The organism is Opitutus sp. (assembly GCA_024998815.1).
Classification (GTDB): domain Bacteria; phylum Verrucomicrobiota; class Verrucomicrobiia; order Opitutales; family Opitutaceae; genus Rariglobus.
The window spans coordinates 620,726-644,813 of sequence record JACEUQ010000001.1 but is presented as its reverse complement, the minus strand read 5'-3'; the positions used below and the strand labels follow the sequence as shown (position 1 = coordinate 644,813).

The 24,088-nt window shown below is 61.6% G+C and carries 18 protein-coding genes and 2 tRNA genes; 15 read left to right on the top strand and 5 right to left on the bottom strand.

What is annotated here, in order from left to right; genetic code table 11:
• A complete protein-coding gene (ispH, locus tag H2170_02755) occupies window positions 1-1,752 on the top strand; it encodes a 4-hydroxy-3-methylbut-2-enyl diphosphate reductase (GenBank protein ID MCS6299009.1) in 1,752 nt (583 codons plus the stop codon).
• 24 nt (window positions 1,753-1,776) lie between these two features.
• A complete protein-coding gene (locus H2170_02750; GenBank protein ID MCS6299008.1) occupies window positions 1,777-2,643 on the top strand; it encodes an EamA family transporter in 867 nt (288 codons plus the stop codon).
• Between the two features lie 95 nt (window positions 2,644-2,738).
• On the opposite strand, the gene H2170_02745 is transcribed toward H2170_02750, so the two are convergent.
• The gene (locus H2170_02745; protein MCS6299007.1) at window positions 2,739-3,440 is read right to left on the bottom strand and encodes an MTAP family purine nucleoside phosphorylase; all 702 of its coding nucleotides are present in this window, start codon (window positions 3,438-3,440) and stop codon (window positions 2,739-2,741) included.
• Between H2170_02745 and H2170_02740 the strand changes: the two genes are divergently transcribed.
• The 6 genes from H2170_02740 to dnaE all read left to right on the top strand — a co-directional run bounded on the left by H2170_02740 (window position 3,439) and on the right by dnaE (window position 12,644).
• Window positions 3,439-4,233 carry a hypothetical protein gene (locus H2170_02740; protein MCS6299006.1) on the top strand — a complete coding sequence of 265 codons (795 nt, stop codon included), beginning with the start codon at window positions 3,439-3,441 and terminating at the stop codon, window positions 4,231-4,233. The genes H2170_02745 and H2170_02740 overlap by 2 nt on opposite strands.
• Window positions 4,234-4,429: 196 nt before the next feature.
• Entirely contained in the window at window positions 4,430-5,173 is a 744-nt protein-coding gene (locus H2170_02735; protein ID MCS6299005.1) for an isoprenyl transferase, read from the top strand.
• A 13-nt stretch (window positions 5,174-5,186) separates the two neighbouring features.
• Complete coding sequence (locus H2170_02730) at window positions 5,187-6,011, top strand: phosphatidate cytidylyltransferase (GenBank protein ID MCS6299004.1); 825 nt, start codon at window positions 5,187-5,189, stop codon at window positions 6,009-6,011.
• 122 nt (window positions 6,012-6,133) lie between these two features.
• Window positions 6,134-7,294, top strand: a complete 1,161-nt coding sequence (locus H2170_02725) for a 1-deoxy-D-xylulose-5-phosphate reductoisomerase (GenBank protein ID MCS6299003.1) — start codon at window positions 6,134-6,136, stop codon at window positions 7,292-7,294.
• A 199-nt stretch (window positions 7,295-7,493) separates the two neighbouring features.
• Window positions 7,494-8,900, top strand: a complete 1,407-nt coding sequence (gene rseP / locus H2170_02720) for an RIP metalloprotease RseP (GenBank protein MCS6299002.1) — start codon at window positions 7,494-7,496, stop codon at window positions 8,898-8,900.
• Between the two features lie 81 nt (window positions 8,901-8,981).
• Window positions 8,982-12,644 carry a DNA polymerase III subunit alpha gene (gene dnaE, locus H2170_02715; GenBank protein ID MCS6299001.1) on the top strand — a complete coding sequence of 1,221 codons (3,663 nt, stop codon included), beginning with the start codon at window positions 8,982-8,984 and terminating at the stop codon, window positions 12,642-12,644.
• 220 nt (window positions 12,645-12,864) lie between these two features.
• Here dnaE and H2170_02710 read toward each other — a convergent pair.
• Together H2170_02710 and H2170_02705 are read right to left on the bottom strand one after the other, a co-directional pair.
• Window positions 12,865-12,941, bottom strand: a tRNA-Pro gene (locus H2170_02710).
• 451 nt (window positions 12,942-13,392) lie between these two features.
• Window positions 13,393-13,480: transfer RNA gene (locus H2170_02705), tRNA-Leu, on the bottom strand.
• A 76-nt stretch (window positions 13,481-13,556) separates the two neighbouring features.
• Here H2170_02705 and H2170_02700 point away from each other — a divergent pair.
• From H2170_02700 to H2170_02675, 6 genes are all read left to right on the top strand, one after another.
• Window positions 13,557-14,333, top strand: coding sequence for a 16S rRNA (uracil(1498)-N(3))-methyltransferase (locus H2170_02700; protein MCS6299000.1), 777 nt, complete (start codon window positions 13,557-13,559; stop codon window positions 14,331-14,333).
• A 240-nt stretch (window positions 14,334-14,573) separates the two neighbouring features.
• Complete coding sequence (locus tag H2170_02695) at window positions 14,574-16,220, top strand: CTP synthase (GenBank protein ID MCS6298999.1); 1,647 nt, start codon at window positions 14,574-14,576, stop codon at window positions 16,218-16,220.
• A 137-nt stretch (window positions 16,221-16,357) separates the two neighbouring features.
• A complete protein-coding gene (kdsA, locus tag H2170_02690; protein MCS6298998.1) occupies window positions 16,358-17,155 on the top strand; it encodes a 3-deoxy-8-phosphooctulonate synthase in 798 nt (265 codons plus the stop codon).
• Between the two features lie 71 nt (window positions 17,156-17,226).
• Window positions 17,227-18,822 carry a beta-ketoacyl-ACP synthase 3 gene (locus tag H2170_02685; GenBank protein ID MCS6298997.1) on the top strand — a complete coding sequence of 532 codons (1,596 nt, stop codon included), beginning with the start codon at window positions 17,227-17,229 and terminating at the stop codon, window positions 18,820-18,822.
• A 169-nt stretch (window positions 18,823-18,991) separates the two neighbouring features.
• Complete coding sequence (locus H2170_02680) at window positions 18,992-19,675, top strand: translation initiation factor IF-3 (GenBank protein ID MCS6298996.1); 684 nt, start codon at window positions 18,992-18,994, stop codon at window positions 19,673-19,675.
• A 41-nt stretch (window positions 19,676-19,716) separates the two neighbouring features.
• A complete protein-coding gene (locus H2170_02675; GenBank protein ID MCS6298995.1) occupies window positions 19,717-20,739 on the top strand; it encodes an N-acetylmuramoyl-L-alanine amidase in 1,023 nt (340 codons plus the stop codon).
• Between the two features lie 126 nt (window positions 20,740-20,865).
• On the opposite strand, the gene H2170_02670 is transcribed toward H2170_02675, so the two are convergent.
• Entirely contained in the window at window positions 20,866-21,612 is a 747-nt protein-coding gene (locus H2170_02670) for a LamB/YcsF family protein (protein MCS6298994.1), read from the bottom strand.
• Between the two features lie 2 nt (window positions 21,613-21,614).
• The gene (pxpB, locus tag H2170_02665) at window positions 21,615-23,291 is read right to left on the bottom strand and encodes a 5-oxoprolinase subunit PxpB (GenBank protein ID MCS6298993.1); all 1,677 of its coding nucleotides are present in this window, start codon (window positions 23,289-23,291) and stop codon (window positions 21,615-21,617) included.
• A gap of 104 nt (window positions 23,292-23,395) precedes the next feature.
• On the opposite strand from pxpB, the gene H2170_02660 reads away from it, so the two are divergent.
• Window positions 23,396-24,088, top strand: coding sequence for a hypothetical protein (locus H2170_02660; GenBank protein MCS6298992.1), 693 nt, complete (start codon window positions 23,396-23,398; stop codon window positions 24,086-24,088).

The window sequence follows — 24,088 nt, the reverse complement described above, 5'->3', positions numbered from 1 at the left end:
GTGAGCGTTTCCCTCACGCTCGTTTTTGACTCCAACAACCGCCTCGCGGTCCAGGCGCGCGCGGCCGGTTGGGAACCGGCGCCCGCCTCCGCCTTCGTTGGCCACACCGAGCCGCGGGAGTTTTTTTTCCTCGCACACGGCGAGGTGCAGCACCGCGTGTTTTTCGCCCAAACCGCTGACTCAGCCGAGAGCGGGCGCGTTTTTTCGAGCGCCGCTCCCGAGTCGGGCGGGGCGGTTTTTCGTTCGCTGGAATGGCTGGCATCGGCGCCGTCCACCCTGTTCCCGCTACTCGCCGCTCTGCTGCCTGCACTTGAGCCGCATTTGATTCACATTCCGTACCTGCAGCTCGGCGAGCACGACTTCATCTACAAGTTCCGCCCGGAGAAGGACCGTAACCTCACGCTGTATTCGCAAGACGGTCACACCAGCGCCCTGTACCAGTCGGCGTTGTGCACGGCCATCAAGGCCATTGCGCGGCGCCGCGAGGGCATTGCGGCAGCGCCGATCCCGCTCGATTTCGGCTCCGTGCATTACCTCATCCCGAGTCATTTCGGTTTTTGTCTTGGGGTTAAAAACGCCATCGACCGCGCCTACGAAACACTCGCCGCCAATCCCGGTCGGCGCGTGTTTATGCTCTCCGAACTGATCCATAATCCCTTCGTCAACGAGGACCTGTTGCGCCGCGGCCTGCGTTATCTACAAACCGAGAAAGGCGTGCCCTTCGCGGTTAACGGCCAGAAGGCCAGCGCGTCCCCCGGACTGCCGCTGCTTTGGGATACCCTGACACCTGACGACGTGGTGATTATCCCCGCCTTCGGCGCGACCGATGAAGATAAAAAACGCCTGGTTCGCAAGGGCCTCGCGGTGTGCCAGTACGACGCGACCTGCATGCTGGTGGAAAAAGTCTGGAAGGCGGCCCGCGCCTATGGTCGGGCTGGGTACACTGTGGTGATCCACGGCAAACACGAGCACGAGGAAACCAAGGCAACCTTTTCCAATACCCGCCGCTACGCCCCCGCCGTGATCGTGCGCGACCTCGCCGAGACCCGCCGACTGGGCGAAATCATCGCCCTCGGCCGCCACGACGCCGAGAAGGCGCAGCGGGAATTCGAGACCGTTTTTGCCGAGCGTCACACGCCAGGCCTCAACGTGGTCGTCGAGCTGGACCGCGTTGCGGTGGTTAACCAAACGACCCTGCTCATGAACGAGACGCAGGCGATCATCGCCCACCTGCGCGCGACCTACGCCAACGTCTTCGGCCCGGACCAGCCCGATGCACCGGCCCGTATCGGCGGCAGCGGTCGCAACGACACCCTGTGCTACGCCACGCAGGTCAACCAAGACGCCCTGGCTCGCGCCCTCGAAGAGCCCCTCGACGCGGCCTTCATTATCGGCGGTAAAAACTCCTCCAACACCTACCAGCTGTATCGCCTGTGCGCGCAAAAACTCGGTGACAAAGCGTTCTTCATCCAAAGCGAAACGGACATCCTCTCGCTGGCTGAAGTGGATCATTTTGTTTTCCCTGCATCCGGCCCGGCGCAAGGCGGGCACAGCGAGGTTAAAGCACTCTGGCCGGAAGGCGTAAGTCCGGTGCCGAGACGCATCCTGATTACCGGGGGCGCATCGTGCCCCGACGGCGTCATCCAACAGGTGATTACCCGGATAAACAGCCTGTTTCCCGCAGACCAACTTCGCTCAATCACCGAGGTGCAGGCCGCCATCGAATCCGCCGCCGCAGTGCGCAACGGTTGATCAGCTGAAAACCGCCCCCTTTCCATGCTCCCGCTACTGAGTGTTTCGCTACTGTGGGCGTTTTCGTTTGGCCTGATCAAGGGCCGCTTGGCGGGGCTTGATCCGGTGGCGGTGAGCACCATCAGGATTGCCTTCGCGGCCCTGGTTTTTCTCCCCTTTCTACGGCCGAGGGCGCTGCCCCGGCGCGACGTGGTCACCCTGGCGCTGATCGGCGTTTTTCAGTTTGGCCTCATGTACGTGCTCTACACCACGGCATTCGGGTACTTGAAGGCGCATGAGGTCGCGTTGGCCACGATCCTCACGCCCGTATATGTGGCTCTGCTCGATGCTGCGGTGGAAAACCGCACCCGCTGGCGGCACCTTATCGCGGCTGCGCTGGCGGTGCTCGGCGCAGCGGTGCTGCTTTGGAAAAACCGCACCAGTGACACCATCATCACCGGCTTCCTGATCGTGCAGGGCGCCAACCTCTGCTTCGCAGCAGGCCAGATCGCCTATAAACGCATCCGCCCCACCCTGCCGGCCGGCGTGAGCGACGCTGGCATCTTTTTCTGGCCCTGCGCCGGTGCGTTGGTGGCAACCGCGCTAACCTCCGGCTTCATGACGGATTGGAGCGCGTTTCAGCCGACCGCGAGCCAATGGGGCGTGCTCGCCTACCTCGGAATGCTGGCGTCGGGCGTGGGTTTTTTCCTATGGAATTACGGGGCGACACGGGTCAACACCGGCACCCTGGCGGTATTTAACAACGCCAAGGTTCCCCTCGGAGTTGCCTGTTCGCTGATCTTTTTTGGCGATCAACCAGCCAGTATTCCTCGGCTGCTGATCAGTCTCGCGCTGCTGATCCTGGCCGTGGTCGTGTCGGAATGGAAAACAGGTGAAGGGCAGAAAAAGTAGCGGAGACTTTCGGTCTGCTTGGAGGGATTGAATCCGGCCGATGAAGACTTCCAGTCTGCGCTACTTTTGCCCGATAAAAACAAGGGAGCGATTCCTCAGCGCAACACCGTCAGCAGCTTGGCAAACAAGGCATTCACCCGGGCCTGATTGTCGCGCACCAGGTCCTTGAAGCGCGCGAAGTCGATAGAAGCCCCCTCCACTAGGCCGTTCGCGTAGTTGTCCACGATGGCGAGCGAGTTGTAGTTGAGCCCCAGTTCGGTGCACAGATCGGCCTCGTGGGCGAGGGTCATACCCACCACGTCGCCCCACTGGCGAATTACGCGGATCTCGGCCTGCGTCTCGAACCGCGGCCCACGCATCTGCACATACACCTGGCCGGTCTGAATCAGAAACTCAGGGGCAAGTTCCGCCACTAGCAGGGGGACCAAGTTGTTGGCGATGCCGGGCGCGCCGCCCTTGAGCTCGTCGTCAAAATAGGTCGCCGGCCCCTGCTGCAGCGCCACGTAATCGGAACACGACACCAGCGAACCCGGGGGCAAATCCGCACGCAGCGAGCCCACCGAGTTGAGCGCAACCACATCTCGGCAACCGAGGTCTGCGATGGCGCGAAAATGCGCTCGATGGTTGATGGCGTGCGGTGGCAGCGGAACCCCGAAACCATGGCGGTTGAGTAAAACCCTCGCGCCATCGGTTTTAAACGTGACCACTCCGTATTTTGTCTCGACGCGGCGCACCTCCCAAGCCGCGAACAGCGGCGAATTTACGATGCTCGTACCACTTATGAATGCGATGCCCATGCATCGACTCACGCCCTCCGCCCTCGCGTTGACAACGCGAATCAGCCGCACCTGGCAAATCGGACTCGGGCTCGTCGTCCTCGGTTTAGCCGGTTGCGCCACGCCCGGCCCTAACCACACCTACGTTGCCAGTCGGGCCGAAAATCCGGTGATGGACCTACTACCCGCTCACCCCGCGGTGCCCGTCCCCACTTTTCTGTCTGCCTCCAACACCCTTTACGGCATCGCCTACGACCCGTTTACCGACCACCTCTTCCTGCGCGTTTATCCCGGCAACTTCATCCGCGTCATCGACCGTCCGGCGCGCAAAATTAAACGCAGTTTCTCTGTCGCCGGTTTGCCCGAGGGCAGCGGCGACTTGGCGATCCGCTCCAGTGACCGCCACCTCTTTTTTGCCCACCCCACCCTGCCGGCCGTGGTTGAAAGCACGCTTTACGGTCAGTTCGTGCGTACCCTGACTTTGGACACACTGGCCGGGCCGCCCGCCGGCGTCGCCTACGACCAGAAAAAGGACCGCCTTCTCATCCTCGCCAGCGATGAACCGGCGCAGATTTCCACCCACGATCTTACGGGTAAACGCCTCGGCTGCGTTACGCTTGATCGCAACGTGGACCGGAGCTCGCTCGCTTACGATTCTGTCGCCGCCGAGTTTTACCTGCGATTGAGAGAAGAAGCGGCGATCGGGGTGTTTAACCGCCAAGGGGTATGGCAGCGCTCGCTTCCCCTCGCTGCGAGCGACTCGACCGGAGCGTTCATCGACGTGGGGCCGCGTTCGCTCTTGCGCCTGTTTTAACCCGAAACAGGTCCCGATCACTGCCCAACGCCGCCCTGTAACGCTGGCCCCGCCCTGGACCTTGAGCTCACGCTCAAGGCCACAACCGAACACCTCCCCGCCCACTCACCCTTCCGGCCGCCACTCCTGATCGCAAAACGCGTTGTAAGGCGGCTTGTCAAAGCCCCCAGACCCAACCTAACTCGCCCCTTTGCCCATGCCCAACACGCCCGGCCCCATCCCTCACCACGTCGCCATTATCATGGATGGCAACGGGCGTTGGGCCAAACAACGCGGCCTGCCACGCATCGAGGGCCATCGGCGCGGAGTAGAAACCGTGCGCACCATGATCGACGCCACCAAGGCGCTCGGCGTGCGTTACCTGACCCTTTACGCCTTCTCCGTCGAAAACTGGAAACGCCCGGCATCCGAGGTGGGCGCGCTTATGGGCCTGCTTGAGTTTTTCCTGAAACGAGAATTGACCACGCTGGTGCGCGATCAAATCCGCCTGCGCACCATCGGCCGCACCGACCAACTACCCGAAGCGGTGCGGCGGCAACTCGACGCCACCATCGCCGCCACGGCCCACTTCACCGATTATACGCTGGTGCTCGCGCTTAACTACGGCTCGCGCACCGAGGTGGTCGACGCCGCCCGCGCCTACTCCGCAGCTATCGCCGCCGGGACTATACAAGCTGACGATAACTCCTGGGAAACCTTCGCCCGCCACCTTTACACGGCCGATTTACCCGACCCCGACTTAGTCATCCGCACCTCGGGCGAATACCGCGTCAGCAACTTCATGCTGCTCCAGGCTGCCTACGCCGAATTTGTATTCACTCCGGTACTCTGGCCTGACTTTGGCCCCGCCGATTTGGAGGCCGCAGTCGCGGCCTATGGCAAACGTGAGCGCCGCTTCGGCCAGACCAGCGAACAACTCAAACCCGACGCCTCTCGCTAACCCCCAAACAAACGTGGCCAAACGCATCTTCAGCACCCTCACCCTTTGGCTCATCGTCCTTGGGGCCATGTATTTTTTCCAGACCAACGGCGGCATCGTGCTCGCCGTCTTGGTGAGTGCCTTCACGCAGCGCGAGTTTTACCAGATGGTCACCCGCATGGGCCACGCGCCCTTCGCCAAGCTGGGCCTGATCTTGGGCGCACTGATCACCGTCGCCCCCCTGCTCTCGGCGAACGCCCCGCTGTTCACCCCGGAAAACATCCTCGCGCTCGCCGCCATTCTTTTTGCCATCCGCATCGTCGGCGAGCGTAACTCCGAGAACCGCGTAGAGTCCCTCGGCTGGACGCTCTTCGGCCTGATCTACGTGCCGTTCATGCTGCAGTTTCTTGTGCGCATCCTGCTGCTTGAAGGCCCGCATGCGCAAAACGGTCTCGCACTCGTCCTGTGGCTGATCGCTGTATCCAAATTCTGCGATGTGGGCGCACTGCTCACCGGCATGGCTCTGGGTAAACACAAGATGGCGCCGGTCATCAGCCCCAAGAAAACCTGGGAAGGCGCGGTCGGCGGCCTGCTAACCTCGGCCGCGCTCGGTGGCGGAATCGCCTGGGGCTTCGGCAGTTATTACCCGACCACACTCACGCCGTGGGTAGCGGCGGCCATCGCGTTACCCGTTGCAGGCCTCGGCATCATCTCGGACCTCGTGGAGTCAGTTATCAAACGCCGTGCCAACACCAAGGACTCCGGCACCACCATTCCGGGCATCGGCGGCATGTTCGATTTATCGGACAGCCTGATCCTGACCGCGCCCGCCGGCTACCTGATCTTCTGCCTGCTGTAACTCCGACTCGTTCTCGTTCCTCTTTATCTTAATCTTTCTCCACCTGAGCTGAACGCCCCCCTGCTCGTGACGAAAGAGAACGATTAAGAAGAACGAGAAAGATCCCGCATTTCCCGCCCCAAATGAATCCACCCCGCAAACGCGTTGTCCTGCTCGGTGCCACCGGCTCGATCGGTGAAAACACCCTGCGCGTCATCGCGGCCCATCCGGACAAACTGGAATTGGTTGCAATCGCCGCGCGTGGCCAGTGGGAGAAACTCGCCGCCATCGCCCAACAATTCCGCGTGCCCCACGTCGGCCTGTTCGACGACACCGCGCTCGCCGCCGCACGTAACTCCGGAGCGTTTGCCCCCGGCACCCAGTTTCACGGTGGTCTGGCCGGACTCACTGATTTGGCCCGCCTGCCCGAAGCCGACACCGTGCTGGTTGCTGTTGTGGGGACGACCGGCCTGGCCCCGGCACTCGCCGCCCTCGCCGCCGGCAAAGACCTCGCCCTCGCGTCCAAAGAAATCCTCGTGTTGGCAGGCAAGTTTGTCATGGCCGCCGCACGCGCCAGCGGGGCCCAACTGCTCCCCGTCGACAGTGAACACAACGCAGTTTTTCAATGCCTTCAGGGTCACGCGTCCGCTGATGTCGCCCGCATCACCCTAACGGCCAGCGGCGGCGCGTTTCGCGACTGGCCCGCCGAGCGCCTGGCCCACGCTACCGTGGCCGATGCGCTCAAACACCCCAACTGGTCGATGGGCCCGAAGATCACGGTCGACTCAGCCACGCTCGCCAACAAGGGGCTCGAACTGATCGAGGCCCAGCAGCTCTTCGGCCTGCGCCCTGAGCAATGCCACGCCGTCATCCACCCGCAAAGCATCGTGCACGCTCTGGTGGGGTTTAACGACGGCTCGATGATCGCCCAACTTTGCCCGCCCTCGATGACCTTCCCCATTCAGCACGCATTGCTCCACCCGAAGCGTGCGCCCGGCGTTGAAACCGCATTGGATTTCAGTCGGCTGCTCTCGCTGGAGTTCCGCCCCATCGACGAAAGCCGTTTCCCCATGCTGCGGATCGCCCGCGAAGTCATGCATGCAGGCGGAACCGCTCCCGCCATCTATAACGCCGCCAACGAAGTGGCCGTGGCCGCCTTCCTCGACGCACGCCTGCCATTTGTGGGAATCCCCCGCGTTGTGGCCCAAACCCTGGAGAAACTCCCCTCCAGCGAGCCCGACGATCTGGCCACCGTCTTAGCGGTTGATGCCGAAGCCCGCCGCATCGCCGCATCGCAACTGTGAGCCCCCTGAAATGCGCATTGTCCTAAGAGCGCCGACATCATGCGTTCAACTTTGAGCGTTGGACGTTGAATGTTGGACGTTGAACGTTTTCCGCCTCCGCCCACTTTCCGACCTCGTCCGACCTCTGCCCGCTGAAATCTGTCTTCTGACCGCCCCCCCTCTGCCCGCCTCCCTCCGCATCCCCTATTTCCCCGTGGATATCCTCAACACCCTCACCTCCAACCTCTGGTCGATCCTCCTCATCGCGATCTTTTTTGGCGGATCGATCTTCGTCCACGAACTCGGCCACTTCCTCGCAGCCCGTCGGCGCGGCGTGCTCGTCGAGCGTTTCTCGATCGGCTTCGGCCCCAAGATTTTTTCGTGGAAGGGCAAAGACGGCGTCGAATACCGCCTGTCCTGGCTCCCGCTGGGCGGCTACGTCGCCCTGCCCCAACTCGCCGACATGCGCAGCATCGAGGGCGAATCCCGCACCGACCTGCAAAAACTCCCGGCTCCCGGCTACGCCACCCGCATGATCGTCTTCGGCGCAGGCGCGTTTTTTAACATCCTCTTCGCCCTCGCCCTTGCCTGCATCATCTGGACGACCGGGCTACCTACCAGCAGCGAGCAGGCCACCACCCGCATCGGCTACGTAGTCGATCAACTCACCACCTCCGAAGGCCAGCGCGTTAAAAGCCCCGCCAGCGAAGCCGGCCTGCGCATTGGAGACATCGTCCGCGCCATCGATGGCCGTAAAACCGAGACCTGGCAGGAACTCATGCAGGTGCTTTTCACCAGCGCCGGGCGCACCCTAGAAGGCCGGCGCGAAGCCACGTTCACCATCGAGCGTGACGGCACGTTAATCGACCTTCGCGTGTATCCGGTGATTGCTGGCAACGACAAGGATCGCCGCGTGGGCATCGCCCCCGGTTATCAACTCATCGTGCACGCCACCACCCCCGCAGGCCTGGCCGCCACCGCCGGCTTCAAGCCCGGCGACCGCCTCGTCGCCCTCGAGGGCACGCCCATTTTCAACATCCAGACTTACGCGGAAATCCTCTCGCGCTCCGCAGACCGTGCCGTCAACGCGAGCGTTCAACGCGGCACCGCAACCGTCGCGCTGCTCATTCCCGCTAGGGCCTCCGCAAAGGAAGCGGCCGAAATCGGCCTCAGCTTTACCACCGAAACGAGCCTGGTGTATCCGAACCCGTTCAAACAAATCGGCGACGTTCTCGGCATGACTTACCACACCTTCGCCAGCCTGATTAACCCGCAGTCCGACGTGGGTATTTCCAAGCTCAGCGGCCCGGTCGGCATCGCGCGCGTCTTCCACATGGCCGCGCAGTCGGATATCCGCTACGTGCTCTGGTTCACAATCCTGGTGAACATCAACCTGGCGGTGTTTAACCTGCTGCCGATCCCCGTGCTCGACGGCGGCCACATGCTTTTCGCCACGATTGGCAAGCTGCGCGGACGCGCCCTGCCCCACGAATTCATCGCCGCCGCCCAGAGCGTTTTTATGGTGCTACTGTTTTCGATGGTCATTTACGTGACCTTCTTCGACGTGCGCCGCTGGAACCGCGACGCCCGCCCCGAGCGCCACGAACAGACCGCCCCCGCCAAGTAAACAGCGCAGTCCGCTCAGCCCCAAAATTTAGCTCCAACGCGTGCTTGCGAAGGGCGCGCCCGCCCGTGTTGCCTAAACGCTGTGTCGTTCGCCGCCTCAGACTTCGTCCACCTCCACGTTCATACCGACTACAGCCTGCTCGACGGGGCCTGCCGGATCGATCGGTTGATGGAACGCGCCAGCGAGCTGGGCATGAACGCCATGGCTCTCACCGACCATGGCAACATGTTTGGCGCAATCGAGTTCTACAACGCCGCCAAGTACAAGGGCATCAAACCGCTGATCGGTTGCGAGATCTACATCGTCGAAACCTCGCGCCTCGAAAAAGCCGGCAAATCGGAGGATGGTAAAAATTATTACCACATGGGGTTGCTGGCCAAAAACCTCACCGGCTACCAGAACCTGCTCAAACTCGTCTCCGACGCCCACCTCAAGGGCTTTTATTACAAGCCGCGCGCTGACCTGGAAACCCTCGCCAAATACGCCGACGGCCTGATCGGCTTCACCGGCTGCCTGGCCGCCATCGTCCCTCAGCACCTACTCCACGACCGCTACGATGCGGCGCGTGCCGCCTGCGGGCGTTTCGTCGAAATCTTCGGCCGTGAAAATTTCTTCGTCGAGATCCAGGACCATGGCATTCCCGAACAGCTCAAAATCATCCCTGATCTGCTCAAACTGAGCGAGGAGTTCGGCCTGAAGGTGATTTGCACCAACGACGTTCACTACGTGCGCCACGAACACGCCGCGCCCCACGACGCCATGTTGTGCATCCAAACCGGCGCCAAAATCGAGGAGGAGAGCCGCATGAAGTTCTCCGGCGATCAGTTCTACCTGAAGACCGCCGATGAGATGTTTAAGCTTTTCGGCGAGCGCCCGGATTCGCTGACCAACACCCGCCTCGTCGCCGACATGTGCGACCTCGCGATTCCGTTCCCCAAAGGCTCCGAACGTTACCCGCGTTACCCGCTGCCGCCCGAGATTAAGTCCGTCTACACGGCCGCCAGTTACGTTCACCAGCTCTGCATCGAGGGTCTAAAAAAACGCTACCACTTCGACTACGACACCGTCGCAGTCCACCCCAACGTTGCCCCGCGTCTGGCCAAACTCGTCGACCTGCCCCCCGGCCAAAAACCTCAGCCGCCCGACTACTCCGGCCTCTCACCCGAAGAGCTCTTGGTCCTGCGTACCGGCTACGAGTTGTCCATCATCAACGTCACCGGCTTCGTCGACTACTTCCTCGTCGTCTGGGATTTCATCGCCTGGGCCAAGGTCCAGAACATCCCCGTCGGCCCTGGCCGTGGTTCGGGCGCCGGTTGCCTCGTCGCATACCTTTTGGAAATCACCAACGTCGACCCGATCCGCTTCGGTCTGCTCTTCGAGCGCTTCCTCAATCCCGAGCGCGTGTCGCCGCCGGACTTCGACATCGATTTCTGCATGCGGCGCCGCGAAGAGGTTATCAACTACGTGCGCGACAAATACGGCCGCGACTGCGTGGCCAACATCATCACCTACGGCACGCTCGGCGCCAAGATGGTCATCCGCGACGTCTCGCGCGTAAACAACCTGCCCTACGCCGAAGCCGCCCGCCTCACCACGATGATCCCCGACGAAATCGGCATCTCGCTGGAGGACGCCCTCACCAAGTCGATCGATCTGCGCAACGAGGTCGAGCGCAACCCGGTAGCCAAAAAGATTATGACCTCGGCCCGCGTGCTCGAAGGCATGGTGCGCAACACCGGCAAACACGCCGCCGGCATCATCATCACCGACCAGCCGCTCGACGACTTCGTGCCTCTCACCTTGCAAGAAGGCGACGTCACGGTGCAGTTCGACATGAACGCCGTCGGCAAGCTCGGGCTGCTCAAAATGGACTTCCTCGGCCTAAAGACGCTCACCGTCATCTCCGACGCGGTGAACAACGTCCGCCGCACCGTTAACCCGACCTTCGACATCGAGACCATTTCGCTCGAAGACCCCAAAACCTACGAGCTGCTCAACGTCGGCAAAACCGTCGGCGTGTTCCAGCTGGAGTCCGGCGGCATGCAAAACGCGTCGCGCCAGGTGGGTATTTCCAACATTGACGACATCAACGCGATCTCGGCGCTTTACCGCCCCGGCCCGATGGCGTTCATCCCCGACTACGCCCGCGGCAAAAAAGACCCCTCCACCATTGTTTATCCGCACGCGCTGTTGGAGCCAGTGCTGAAGGAAACCTACGGCATTATCGTCTACCAGGAGCAAGTGATGGAGTGCGCCCGGGTGATCGGCGGCTACACCCTCGGCGGCGCCGACATGCTCCGTCGCGCCATGGGTAAAAAGGACGTCGAGGGCATGGCCAAGGAGCGCGTCAAGTTCGTCGAAGGCGCCGGCCGCCTGCACAAGATCTCCGAGGTCAAAGCCAACGAAATCTTCGACCTGCTCAACAAGTTCGCCCAATACGGTTTCAACAAATCGCACTCGGCCGCCTACGCCATCGTCGCCTACCAGACCGCCTTTTTGAAGGCCAACTACCCGGTGCAGTTCATGGCCGCCGTGCTCACCGCCGAGCTGGGCAACTCCGAAAAGGTGTCGCACTTCGTCGCCGAAGCCGAGGCCATGGGACTGGTCGTGCTCGGCCCGGACGTGAACGAATCGCGCGATGCGTTTACCCCCGTCGGCGATAAAATCCGCTTCGGCATGGCCGGCATCAAAGGCGTGGGCGAAGGCGCCGCGCTCAAGGTCATCGAGGAGCGCGAACGCAACGGTCCGTTCGTCGATTTCAACGACTTCGTCACCCGCGTGGACGCCAAGGCGCTCAACAAGCGCGTGCTCGAACACCTAGTGAAAACCGGTGCCTTCGATTTTTCCGGAGCGTCGCGCAAAAAGCTCTTCGACAACATCGACAACGCGCTGGCCACCGCCGCCGCCAACGCCCGCGACCGCGCCTCCGGCCAGAGCGGCTTTTTCGACATGCTCGCCGAGGAGCCCGCGCCGAAGAAAACCCGCGTCGCCGCGCCCACCTCCAAGCTCACGTCGATGAGCGCGGAGGAGGACGATTTCACCGCCACCGAGCGCCTCCAGTTTGAGAAAGAGCTGCTCGGCTTCTACGTCACCGGCCACCCGATGAACGCCTACATCGGCTTGGCCGATGCGCTCGACACCTGCGCGCCGGGCGACCTGCTCAACCTAGGCGACCGCGTCGAGTTCCGCCTCTGCGGCCTCTCAAGCAACTTGGTCAAACGACTGGCAAAAAAAGACAACCGGCCTTGGTACATGTTCACCCTGTCGACGCGCAGCGCCTCGATGCCGCTCAACATGTTTGCCGACGCCACGGCGAAGTTTGCCATGAACCTCGCCGAGAACGCGCAGGTGGTGATTTTGGGCAACATCATCGTCGGCCAGGAAGGCCCACGTATCAACGTGAAGGAGTGCCGGCCTCTGGAAGCCTACGTGATGTCCAACGTGAGGCGCGTAATCTGGCTGCTGCACCCGCACCACCCGCAGTTAAACGAGTTCCTGCATACGTTGCGAACGACGCTCGACAAGGCGGCTGGCGAAACCAAAACGAGCCTCGGTTTTGTATTTGAGGACCGCATAACGGCGTTTTCAGAGGTGAGCGGGGCGCTTGGCTGGAAGCTGACCCCGGCCAAGTTCCAAGAGCTCCGCCAGCACCCGGCGGTGGCGGGGGTGCAGCTTGAGACCAAACACCTGGAAATCGCCGACGACCGCAAGTGGGGCGGCAAAAAGAAGTTTTCCAACGACTGAGGTCTGAATCGGACGCGACCCTTTCGACCCTCAACGGCATACAAACCGCCCGCGCTAATCTAGGCGTGACGTGCCAGCCGTCGGACGTAATTCCCGGGGCGCAATGGTTGTAACTGCAGCCACAACTCGCAGTAAACGTGAGGGTTAATGCCGGGACTATGCTGCGCACTATGTCCTCTGGCTATTTCCCTGAATCTAACCGCATAAGCGGCGGGGAAAATGGTCGGGCTGGTGAGATTCGAACTCACGACCTCTTGCACCCCATGCAAGCGCGCTACCAGGCTACGCTACAACCCGAACTGAAGAAGGTGCAGAAAGCCTGACGCACGAGTTGGACGCAAGCGGTTTTTTCAACCAATTCACAATACCCCTCCAGCGCATGAATTCCTCCTCTGCTACCCGAGCAAACCAAGCCTCAAGCAGCGAAGCGCGGGAGCGCCAAAAGACTCAAATCCGCCCGCTTCATACCCAAACCTCGAATACAAAAGAAAGCCAGACACACGCGGGTGGGCAGACGCGAGTTGAAGAGGATTGGGCTGCGCTCTTTGTTACCAGAAGCCCCAATTGCCCGCATCCGTGTAATCAATTCGAACGACCAGAGCACCGTGAACAGGATCGGCAGAGGACGGAAATCGCATTAAACAAAGACGCGAACCGTGCCGTACTCGTTGGCAATGGTGTTAGGAGTCGGCCTGTTTCGGCTCCACTCGTTCTCACGCTCCCCTTCGTAAACGGCCACTTATAAAAATGGTGCCCGGAGTCGGACTCGAACCGACAAGCCTTTAGAGGGCGGCAGATTTTGAGTCTGCTGCGTATACCAATTTCGCCATCCGGGCAGGACGTGAAGGAGGCAGCAACTTAGGAATACCCTCGGGCTTGTAAATGGAAAACTCTAACGATCCACTCGCGGCCATGTCCGACTTCCGTGTTTTCGCTCCTGCGTCCGTCCACGGCACCATCATTCTGCCTGCGGGCGAATCGCATCACTTGGTCACCGTTAACCGTGCCCGCACGGGCGATACCGTCATCGCCTTCGACGGTTACGGCACCGAGTGGACGTGCGAACTCACCGACGCCCGCAAGTCCGGCGTCAGCCTGCGCGTCACGGCTACGCACACCCGCACTCCCCTGCCCTGTGCTATCACACTCGCCCAGTCGCTGCCCAAGGGCGGGGTCATGGAGGACATTATTCGCCACGCCACCGAACTGGGGGCAGCCCGCATCGTGCCGCTGACCACAGAACGCACGCAGGTCCACCTCGACGGCGAGCGCTCCGACAAGAAGGTTGAAAAATGGCGCATCGGTGCCCTTGAGGCCGCCAAGCAGTGCGGGAATCCGTTTTTGCCGGAGATCACCGGAGTACAATCGCTGGGTGAATTCCTCTCCAGTAGCACCGTGCGGACGGCTCAATTCAAGTTGATCGCCAGCCTGCATCCGGGCGCGCAGTCGCTGAAGGCCGCACTGGCTGGGTTTAAAGATAAGCACTTACAAACGCCTGAATCGGCCGTGTGGTTGGTCGGCCCTGAGGGGGATTTTTCTGCGACGGAAGTAAAGGACGCGCTGGCGGCAGGGTTTATCCCAGTAACACTCGGCCCGCTGGTGCTGCGCTGTGATACGGCGGCGACTGCGGCGCTTGCCGTACTGGCTTACGAGTCAATGGCGGCGAAGAGCCTTGGTAATACTCATTAGCGTTCAAGGTGAGGTTTACGAAATCCTTGAGCTCACGCTCAAGGCCACACGCTTTGCGAACAGACTCTTTGTGAAATTACTCCCTGAAGCCTTGAGCTGGGCTCAGGGTGTTTACCCGACGGTATCCACGCCTAACAGCCGCTACAACCAGGGGTATCCCAAAACCAAGATGCGGCCTGTGTTCAACATGGAGTGAGCTTTTGCTTGTCAGGCTTTCCCGGCGCCGCCTATTTCTCACCGATGAAATACATCTTCGTGACGGGCGGAGTGGTCTCGTCGTTGGGCAAAGGCCTCACGGCTGCCGCACTCGGTGCGCTTTTGGAGCTGCGCGGTCTAACCGTGCGTATCCAGAAGTTCGACCCTTACCTTAACGTCGATCCGGGCACCATGAGCCCGTTTCAGCACGGTGAAGTCTATGTGCTGGAGGACGGTGCCGAGACCGATCTCGACCTCGGCCACTATGAGCGCTTCACCAGCGGTAAACTCTCCAAACTCAACTCCCTGAGCTCAGGTCAGGTCTATGAGAGCGTCATTTCCAAGGAGCGTCGCGGCGTTTACTTGGGCAAGACCGTGCAGGTCATCCCGCACGTCACCAACGAGATTAAAGAGCGCATCTACGCCGGCGGCAAGGATGTCGACATCCTCATCACTGAGATCGGTGGGACCACGGGCGACATCGAGGGGCTCCCGTTTCTCGAAGCGATGCGCCAGTTCGCCCTCGAAATCGGGCCGGACGACTGCATTTTTATCCACGTTACCCTCGTGCCTTACCTCAAGGCGGCAGGGGAACTTAAGACTAAGCCCACCCAGCAGTCCGTCGCCAAGCTGCGCGAAATCGGCATCCAACCCGACATCCTCGTCTGCCGTTGCGACCACCCGCTTGAGGCCGGCCTGCGCGACAAAATTTCCATGTTCTGCAACGTACCAGTCAAGGCCGTGATCGAGTGCGGCGATGTGGACTCGATCTACGAACTGCCCCTCGCGCTGCAAAAAGAGCGCATGGACGATCTGGTGGTTGACCTATTCGGGCTCAAAAATCCCGCCCCCGAGAAGAACATCTGGACCGAGATCGTGCGCCGCATCAAAACCCCCGCCCACGAGGTTAAGATCGGCGTAGTCGGCAAATACATCGAGCTCCAGGACGCCTACAAATCTGTTTACGAGTCCATCACCCACGCCGGCATCGCCAACAACACCCGCGTTAACATCGTGCGCATTGACGCCGAGGACCTGGAAAAGAAAAACGGGCTTAACATTCTCAAGGGGCTCGACGGCATTCTCGTCCCGGGCGGCTTCGGCGACCGTGGCACCGAGGGCAAAATCGCGGCGGCTAAATACGCCCGCGAAAACAAGATTCCCTACTACGGTCTCTGCCTCGGCCTGCAAATCGCGGTCATCGAATACTGCCGCAATGTCCTCAAGTTGAAGGGGGCCAACTCCACCGAGTTCGACGCCAACGCGCCCCATCCGGTGATCAACATCATGGAGGAACAAAAAAACGTCATCGATAAGGGTGCGACGATGCGACTGGGCAGCTACGAGTGTGCGCTCACCCCCGGTTCCCACGCCGCCAAGGCCTACAAAGCCACCCACGTGCGCGAGCGTCACCGTCACCGCTTTGAGGTTAACAACGCCTACGTCGGCCAACTCCAGCGCGGCGGCATGATCATCAGCGGCATAAACCCGCGCCGCAATCTGGTCGAGATCGTCGAACTCAAGGATCACCCGTGGTTCGTCGCGGTGCAGTTCCACCCTGAGTTCCAGTCCAAGCCCAACAAGGCTCACCCGCTCTTCGCCGCCTTCATCGGCGCCGCACTCAAAATGAAACCCGCTGCCAAGGCCAAGCCGGCCAAAGCCGCCCCCAAGGCAAAGAAAAAGAAGAAGTAGCGCGTAGTGACTAGCGGGTAGCGAATAGGCTCGGACTCCGACTACTCGGTTTAGCTTCCGATTCCGTCTACCTGCTACTCTCCAATCGCTACTGCCCCACTAATCGCTACTCACTACTCGCTACTTCCGCTCCCCCCATGCCACTTTTCGATCCTAAGCGCCTCCTTGTTCTCGCCGGTCCTTGCTCACTCGAAAACGAGAAGGTCGTGCGCTCGGTGGCCGAGAAACTCGTCGAGCTGCGCGTCCGTTACCCCGAGCTCAACTTGGTGTTCAAGGGCTCCTTCGACAAAGCCAACCGCACGTCGATCGCCGGTGGTCGCGGCACCGGGCTCGAGGAGGGGCTCGCCCTGCACGCGTTGGTTAAAAAAGACTACGGGCTGCCCTGTGTGACCGACGTCCATGACGCCGGTCAATGCGCCCCGGTCGCCGAGGTTTGCGACGTCCTTCAGATCCCCGCCTACCTTTGCCGCCAGACCGATTTGCTCCTCGCCGCCGCTGCCACCGGCAAGGTGGTCAACGTGAAGAAGGGCCAATTCCTCTCGCCCAACGACATGGTGCATGTGGTTGGAAAATTGAAGCACGGCGGTGCCGCCGAAATCTGGCAATGCGAGCGCGGCGCCACCTTCGGTTACAACAATCTGGTGGTGGACATGCGCACCTTCCCGATCATGGCGCGCAACGGGTATCCAACGATTCTCGACGCCACCCACAGCGTTCAACTTCCCGGTGCCGCCGGCGGCAAGAGCGGTGGTCAGCGCGAGTTCGTGCCCACGCTCGCTTTCGCCGCCCTCGCGGCCGGGGCCGACGGCCTTTTTCTCGAAACCCACCCCGATCCAGACAACGCCCTCTCAGACGGTCCCAACATGGTGCCGCTCCCCGAACTCGAAGCGCTCCTCGCAAAGTGCCTCGCCTTCTGGAAACTCGCCCGCGCTTAAGCGGTCTGCACCGGCCCTTCCTTTGACCGTCTCAAGACCGTCGCCAACCTCACCCTAAAACCAAAACTTTGATGGACACCTTCCTCATCGACGTGCCGATTCCCTCCATGGGCGCGACCGTCAGCGAACTCACTGTTATCGATATCAAGGTCGCCGCCGGCGCGCGTATTTCCAAGGGTGATAAAATCGCTGAGTTGGAGAGCGACAAATCGGTTTTCGAGTTCGAGGCGCCTTGCGACGGCGTGATCGAGGTGGTGCAAGCCCGAGCGGGAGATATCCTGCCCAGCGGCTCGCCGTTCCTGCGCATCAGCACGACGGACATTTCACTTAAAAATCTTCAGGTCAAAGCGGGGGCCGCCACGCCCGTTGCCACTGCGGTTTCCGCCACGAAGTCCGCTCCTGCAGCAGCAGTCGCACCCGTTGCGTCTCCCGCAGTTATTGCTACGCCCGTCCAAAAAGACGCCTCCCCGGCAGCAGGCATCCAATGGACGCCTCGCGCCGCCAAGCTCGCCCAAGAGGCCGGACTCGACCCCGCCAGCATCGTCGGTATCGAGGCCACCGGCCCCGGCGGGCGCGTCTCAGGCGACGACATCACCCGTTATCTCGCCAACCGCCCCGCAGCTTCCGCTTCGGGACTCGCAGCGCTCAGCGCCCAAAGCTGCGCACCGACATCGGCCCCCGCCGAGACCGTTTGCATCGCCGGCATCGGTTATGCGGTGCCCAAGAACGTCCGCGCCACCAGCGAGATTTTAAAGGCGTTCCCCGGCCGCACCGAGGCGGAGATGCTTAAACTCACCGGCATCAAAGAGCGCCGCTACGCCGACGCCGACGCCTCGGCGACCAGTCTGGCCGCCATCGCCGTCAACCACGCGCTGACGCAGGCCGGCATGACTGCGGCGCAGATCGACGGCATTATTCTCGCCACCATTATTCCCGACCAGCCCGTGCCCTCGATGGCGAGTGCGTTGGCCAAGCACCTCGGCTGCAACAAGGCGCTCGCCTTTGACGTCAACGCCGCCTGCTCCGGATGGCTCTACGCCCTGGAAGTCGGCCGCGCCTTTATCCGTGGCGGCACCGCCAAAAACGTCATTGTTGTCACCGCCGAGCTGCTTTCGCGAATCACCAACCCCAACGACCACGAAACCGCCTTCCTATTTGGCGACGGCGCGGGTGCGGCCATCCTCACTGATGCGCCCGGTGGCCACCGACTGCATCGCATGGCGCTTTCCGGTGATGCGGCGGCGTTCGAAGCCATTCAACGTCCCGGCGGCGGGGCTCGCCAGCTCATGCCCAACGCCGACGGCAGTGACCGCGGGGACTTTTTCCTTCAGATGGACGGCGGAGCTGTCTTCAAGAGCGCAGTGATCGCGTTCGCCAACGAGATCGAAAACGCCATGACGCGTCACGGCCTCACGCCGGCGGATATTTCATGGATCGTACCGCACCAGGCCAACGAGCGCATCCTGCGCGCCGTGGGCAAGCGCGTGGGAATTCCCTTCGAGAAGTTTGTCGTGACCATTGCCAAGTATGGCAACACCTCGGGCGCGTCCGTTTCGATGGCGCTGGGTTGGGCGGCTGAAGAGGGGATTTTTAAGCCGGACGATAAAATCATTTTCTGCTCGGTCGGCGCCGGCCTGACCTTCGCCGGCGGCCTGCTGGTATGGTAAGCAAAAGGCGTGTGGATGGCGCAGATTCCCTGGTCGTTGCTTGGCTGCGGTGAACCTCCGGCGGAAAAGGACCGCTGGGGTCTTTGCCCGATAAAATCACTTCGTGATTGTCTTCCATCCAAGCTTGGGAGAAACCTGCACCCGCTTTAATCCTGCAACCTCCTTATTGATGGCCAACTCGTTCCCCTCCTCGGGCGGCAACCGCCCCGGTTACTTTCAGCGTCGTAACAACGACCCTTTTGCACACATCCGCCGTAACTCGCGGATCAAAGAGCCCGAAATTCGCGTCATCAGCCCTGAAGGCAAACAGCTCGGCATTATGCAGACTGAGCGTGCCTTGGCCTTGGCGCAGCAGTTCAATCTCGACCTCGTCGAGATGGCGGCGACCGCCAAGCCTCCTGTCTGCCGCATCATGGATTTCGGCAAATACATTTACGAAGAGCAAAAGAAGGCGAGCCACGCCAAGACAACCGCCACCAAGCTCAAGGAAATCGAGTTCACGCCGCGTATCGCAGGCGGTGATTTCCTCACCAAAATCCGTCACGCCGAGGAATTCCTCGATCACGGCAACAAGGTGAAGCTTCGCCTGAAGTTCCGCGGCCGCGAAATGGCGCACACCGAGATTGGCTTTGGCGTCATGATGAAGGCACTCGCCGAACTCGAAGGCATGGGCCATCCCGATTCCACCCCGCGCCTGATGGGCAAGCAGATCAACGTCATGTTGACTCCCTTACCCGCAAATAAGCGCAAGCGGAAATACACCCTCGAGACCGACGAACAAGCGATCGACGACACCGGTTCCGACCACGGACACGAAGAGTCCAACGACGACGAGGTTCCGGCAAAGGCCTGAGCCAGTAGCCGGGCATGGTTCGGTTACGGCATACTTCCCTCATGAGCGCGGCTTTTGCCGCGCTCATTTTGTTGATGGGCTCATCCGCTCTGGCTGGCAACGCAGCGAGCAAAACGACCATCAGCGGCAGCGGAAACACCATCCAGGTTGCAGGTGTCAGCTATCTGGACGCCCGCGCCTTTTTCGCCCGTCTCGGCTTAAAAGCGACGTGGATCGAGCGAGGCCAATCGATGCGCATGCAATCCAGCGTGTCCCGTATCGAACTCGAGGACGATAAACGCGATGTTAACATCAACGGACTGCGCGTGCTCATGGGTGAACCTGCGGTGGAGCGTGACGGCACGATTTACATCAGCCGTATTGACGCCGAAAAGCTCTTCCTTCCGCTTCTCAGTCCGTCCTCAGTGGCCAGCCCAGCACCGCCGGCGCTGCGCGTAATCGCGATTGATGCTGGTCATGGCGGCCAGGATACCGGGACCCAAAACAAGGCATTTAAACTGGACGAGAAAATTTTCACTCTCGACGTAGCCATGCGCTTACGCGCGCTCTTGGTTCAACAAGGCTACAAGGTAGTCATGACGCGCACCGACGACCGCTTTATCGAGCTGCCCCGACGCGCCGAGATCGCCAACAAGGCAGGCGCCGACCTCTTCATCAGCATTCATTTTAACGCAGTTGCCGGCTCACCCACCGTGCGTGGTTCAGAGACTTATGTGATGACCCCGCAATACCAGCGATCCACCAGTAGCGCGAAACGCGATGCCAGCGACAACGTCCGGAACCCAGGCAATCGCTACGACCCCTGGAATGCTCTTCTGGGTTATCACATGCACAACCAGGTCATCGACGCGCTCCACGCAGAAGACCGTGGATTTAAGCGGGCCCGTTTCGCCGTGCTAAGAATGGTCGATAGTCCAGGGGTTCTGATCGAAGCCGGTTATTTGTCCAACAACGACGAAGCCCGCCGGATCGCCGCTCCCGCCTACCGCGCCGCTTTGGCTGAGGCTTTGGCCCAAGGCGTTCGCGCCTATGGCTTGGCCATCACCACGGCAAAAACCCGTTGAGTGCGCACACCCGCCTGACTTGGCGCGTGCCTTAGTTGAATCGATCGACGGCCTTAATGCTGAACTCCGCAGTCGAGCGTAATTCATCATCAGTTCTATTTTGGTTATGACGTATAGGCATTGTGCCTAACCCAAAGCGTGCAACTGCACGCCTGCTCCAAGCAACCCCGCGCGTAACCCACGGGCGAATACCGCAGCGCCCGCCCCGTCGCCATGTAGGCAAACGGTGTCGGCAGCGATGATCACATCCTCGCCCGTAACCGCTCGCACCCGCCCCTCCCAGAGCAGGCGCAGCACCTGAGTCACCGCGTCATCTCTATTTACGATCACCGCGCCCGGACGATCGCGGGGCGTGAGCGAGCCATCGGCCAGATACGTGCGGTCGGCAAACACCTCGGCCGCCACCCGTAGGCCGTGCGAACGTCCCGCCGCGAGCAGTTGCCCGCCCGCCAGTCCGTACAGCCATAGACCCGCATCCACCCGCGCCACCGCAGCGGCCACAGCATGCGCTACGGCGACATCCCGCGCAGCTAAATTATACAAAGCCCCATGCGGCTTCACGTGCGTGAGCTTAGCACCCTCATTAATGGCGATCGCACGCAATTCCACGACTTGCGCGTACACCAGAGCGTCGATTTCGGCGGGAGGTAACGCCAGCTCACGGCGGCCAAAAAACTCCCGATCGGCAAACCCGGGATGCGCACCGATGGCCAAGCCGTGCTGCCGCGCCGCGCGCACCGTCGCCCGCATCATGGCGGTGTCGCCCGCGTGGGCGCCGCACGCGATGTTGGCCGAAGTGATCAACGGCAGCAGCGCCGCGTCATCGCCCCCGCCTTCACCGAGATCGCAATTCAGGTCGACCACCGAAGCCATCGTCAGGACCGTTTGACCTTGGCGCGAACCCCCGACGCCAGCATCGCGAGCGAATGCTCCTGCTCAAGGTACAGCGCCTGCGCCTCCTCCAGCGTCACTTCTTCAAACCGCACCGTGTCGCCCGTGCGCGCCTGCGCCAACTTGGCCAAGTCCACGGCGATCACCTGCGCGATTTTGGGGTAACCGCCGACCGTCTGCCGGTCGGCCATGAGCACGATGGGCCGGCCATCGGGAGGCACTTGCACCGAGCCAAAAGCGATGCCCTCCGACAACAATTCCCGTGACGGTGACTCCAAACCCAATTCAGGACCATTCAAGCGCAGCCCCATACGATCCGACTTGGCGGTAATTTTAAAGGGCTCGGCCAACAGCGCCCGACGGCTAGGCGCCGAAAACCACTCCCACTGCGGCCCGGCAATGAAGCGCACCGTAACCTCGCCTGCGCTCGTGGCGCGAAACTCCGCCGACGCGCTCCAACGTCCTTCCATTTCCAATAAGCCCGGCCGCACACCAAGTCGGTCGCCGGTTTTCAGCGCCCGCCCATTCCAGCCACCCACGCCCGTGCTTAGCATAGTGCCCGTGCCGCCCAACACCCGCGCCACCTCCAACCCGCCCGCAATCGCCAGGTAGGCGCGGGCCCCGCGCACCAATTCGGTTAACGCGACGATTTGCCCCGCGTCCACCTTCCACGGCCGCCAGCCCGGCACACCGCGGACTTCGGCGCCGGTGACCGCGATCCAGCTGTCGCGTAAAAACAGCAACTCAGGCCCGTTGACCGTGAGTTCGAGCAACGGCTCATTTTCGTCATTACCGAGCAGCACGTTCGCCACGCGGGCGGCCGTACGATCCATCGGCCCGCCAACCGAGATGCCCTGATGCTGACGTCCGGGGCGGCCGAGATCTTGCACCGTGGTCAACATACCTGCCTTGATCACCTCGAAGGCGGCGGATTGTTTGGAAACCTTCGGGGTAATCAAGGGCGCGACGCGCTCCATCTGTTTCGCTGCCTGCTGGGGCGTGATAGCGGTGAATTTAACCGTATCGCCCTGTTTCAACAACGTGGGCTCGGCCTCGTCCTCGGGCCGGAATAGGCGAACCGGGGTGCGCCCGATCAGCACCCAACCGCCTGGAGTGGCCGAGGGATAAACGCCGGTTTGCACCCCGCCGATACCCACACTGCCCGCCGGCACCGCCATACGCGGCGTGGGCAAACGTGGCGTCGCCAGTTTTTGGGCCATGCCCAACAGGTAGGGAAAACCGGGCGAAAAGCCCACCGCAGCGACCCGGTAAACGCCCTTGGAGTGGAGCCGGATGACCTCGTCTTCGGTTAACCGGGTATGTTGCGCCACGCCCGCCAAATCCGGCCCGTATTCGCCGCCATAACACACGGGAATGACCACCTCGCGCGCAGCCGGTCGTTTGGTCGCCAAGGGCACGGAGGGCGCGGCCTGGATCCACCGTTCCACTCGTTCAAAGGGGGCGCCCTGCCCGGGGGGCACTTTAACCGGATCATAATGCACCACCACCGTGGTGTACGCAGGCACGATGTCGGAAACACCCACAAGCGGGTCGTTATTCAAGGCCCAAGCCAAACGCTCAACCGCATCCAACGCGGCGGCATGGGTTTTCGCTGTGAGCACCACCAAAATGGCGCAATCTCCTAGGGGTAACAATTGCATGGCGGCCGACTGTGCGGCTCCACCTGCAAAGCTCAAGGCTGGGGAAAAATATCCGACCAGTTTGGGTTGCAGTTTTTTTAACGCCTATCGGAATCGCGATACTTATGTCGTCACGTCTCCTCCACTTTATACCGGTCTGCGTGGTGCTCCTGACCGCCCCGGCCTGCCGCGAAGCCAAGATCGTCACCTATAAAACCCCCAAGGAGGCCGGCCCCCCTGCAGCTGCCGCCACTCCCGCGCCGGCGAACGATCCCCACGCCGGCCTGGGCATTCCGCCGGTTAACTCCAGTGCTGCCCCGGCTCCCGGCTCCGGCCCTGCCACCGCTCCCGGCGGCACCGACATGGCCTCCACGGCCGTCCCCACCGCCAGCGGCGCCGATCTCTCGTGGACTGCCCCCGCCGCCTGGCAAACCCGCCCCGCCTCCGCCATGCGCAAGGCCACCTTCATCCTCACAGGCGCCTCGGCCGGCGAACAGGCTGAACTCGCCGTCACCGCATTCCCCGGCGACGTCGGCGGCCTGCTCGCCAACGTGAACCGCTGGCGCGGCCAGCTCCAACTCGCCCCCGTCGATGCCGCAGCCTTGCACAGCACCTTGACCCACCTCGACATCAACACCCTTCACGTGGAACTGGTCGAACTCGTCGGCCCCGAGGCCCCCGAGCGCAAACGCGTCCTCGGCGCCATCGTGCCGGTCAAGGGCTCGACCTGGTTCTTTAAGTTAACCGGTCCCGACGCCTTTGTGGCCGCCAAAAAAACCGACTTCATCGGCTTTCTTCAAACCCTCAAAACCAACTGA

Bases quoted from the DNA above. Each gene is read 5' to 3' on its own strand.
- H2170_02750 (MCS6299008.1), top strand. From the start codon at position 1,777: ATGCTCCCGCTACTGAGTGTTTCGCTACTGTGGGCGTTTTCGTTTGGC.
- H2170_02740 (MCS6299006.1), top strand. From the start codon at position 3,439: ATGCATCGACTCACGCCCTCCGCCCTCGCGTTGACAACGCGAATCAGC.
- H2170_02745 (MCS6299007.1), bottom strand. From the start codon at position 3,440: ATGGGCATCGCATTCATAAGTGGTACGAGCATCGTAAATTCGCCGCTG.
- H2170_02735 (MCS6299005.1), top strand. From the start codon at position 4,430: ATGCCCAACACGCCCGGCCCCATCCCTCACCACGTCGCCATTATCATG.
- H2170_02725 (MCS6299003.1), top strand. From the start codon at position 6,134: ATGAATCCACCCCGCAAACGCGTTGTCCTGCTCGGTGCCACCGGCTCG.
- H2170_02700 (MCS6299000.1), top strand. From the start codon at position 13,557: ATGTCCGACTTCCGTGTTTTCGCTCCTGCGTCCGTCCACGGCACCATC.
- H2170_02695 (MCS6298999.1), top strand. From the start codon at position 14,574: ATGAAATACATCTTCGTGACGGGCGGAGTGGTCTCGTCGTTGGGCAAA.
- kdsA (MCS6298998.1), top strand. From the start codon at position 16,358: ATGCCACTTTTCGATCCTAAGCGCCTCCTTGTTCTCGCCGGTCCTTGC.
- H2170_02685 (MCS6298997.1), top strand. From the start codon at position 17,227: ATGGACACCTTCCTCATCGACGTGCCGATTCCCTCCATGGGCGCGACC.
- H2170_02680 (MCS6298996.1), top strand. From the start codon at position 18,992: ATGGCCAACTCGTTCCCCTCCTCGGGCGGCAACCGCCCCGGTTACTTT.
- H2170_02675 (MCS6298995.1), top strand. From the start codon at position 19,717: ATGAGCGCGGCTTTTGCCGCGCTCATTTTGTTGATGGGCTCATCCGCT.
- H2170_02670 (MCS6298994.1), bottom strand. From the start codon at position 21,612: ATGGCTTCGGTGGTCGACCTGAATTGCGATCTCGGTGAAGGCGGGGGC.
- pxpB (MCS6298993.1), bottom strand. From the start codon at position 23,291: ATGCAATTGTTACCCCTAGGAGATTGCGCCATTTTGGTGGTGCTCACA.
- H2170_02660 (MCS6298992.1), top strand. From the start codon at position 23,396: ATGTCGTCACGTCTCCTCCACTTTATACCGGTCTGCGTGGTGCTCCTG.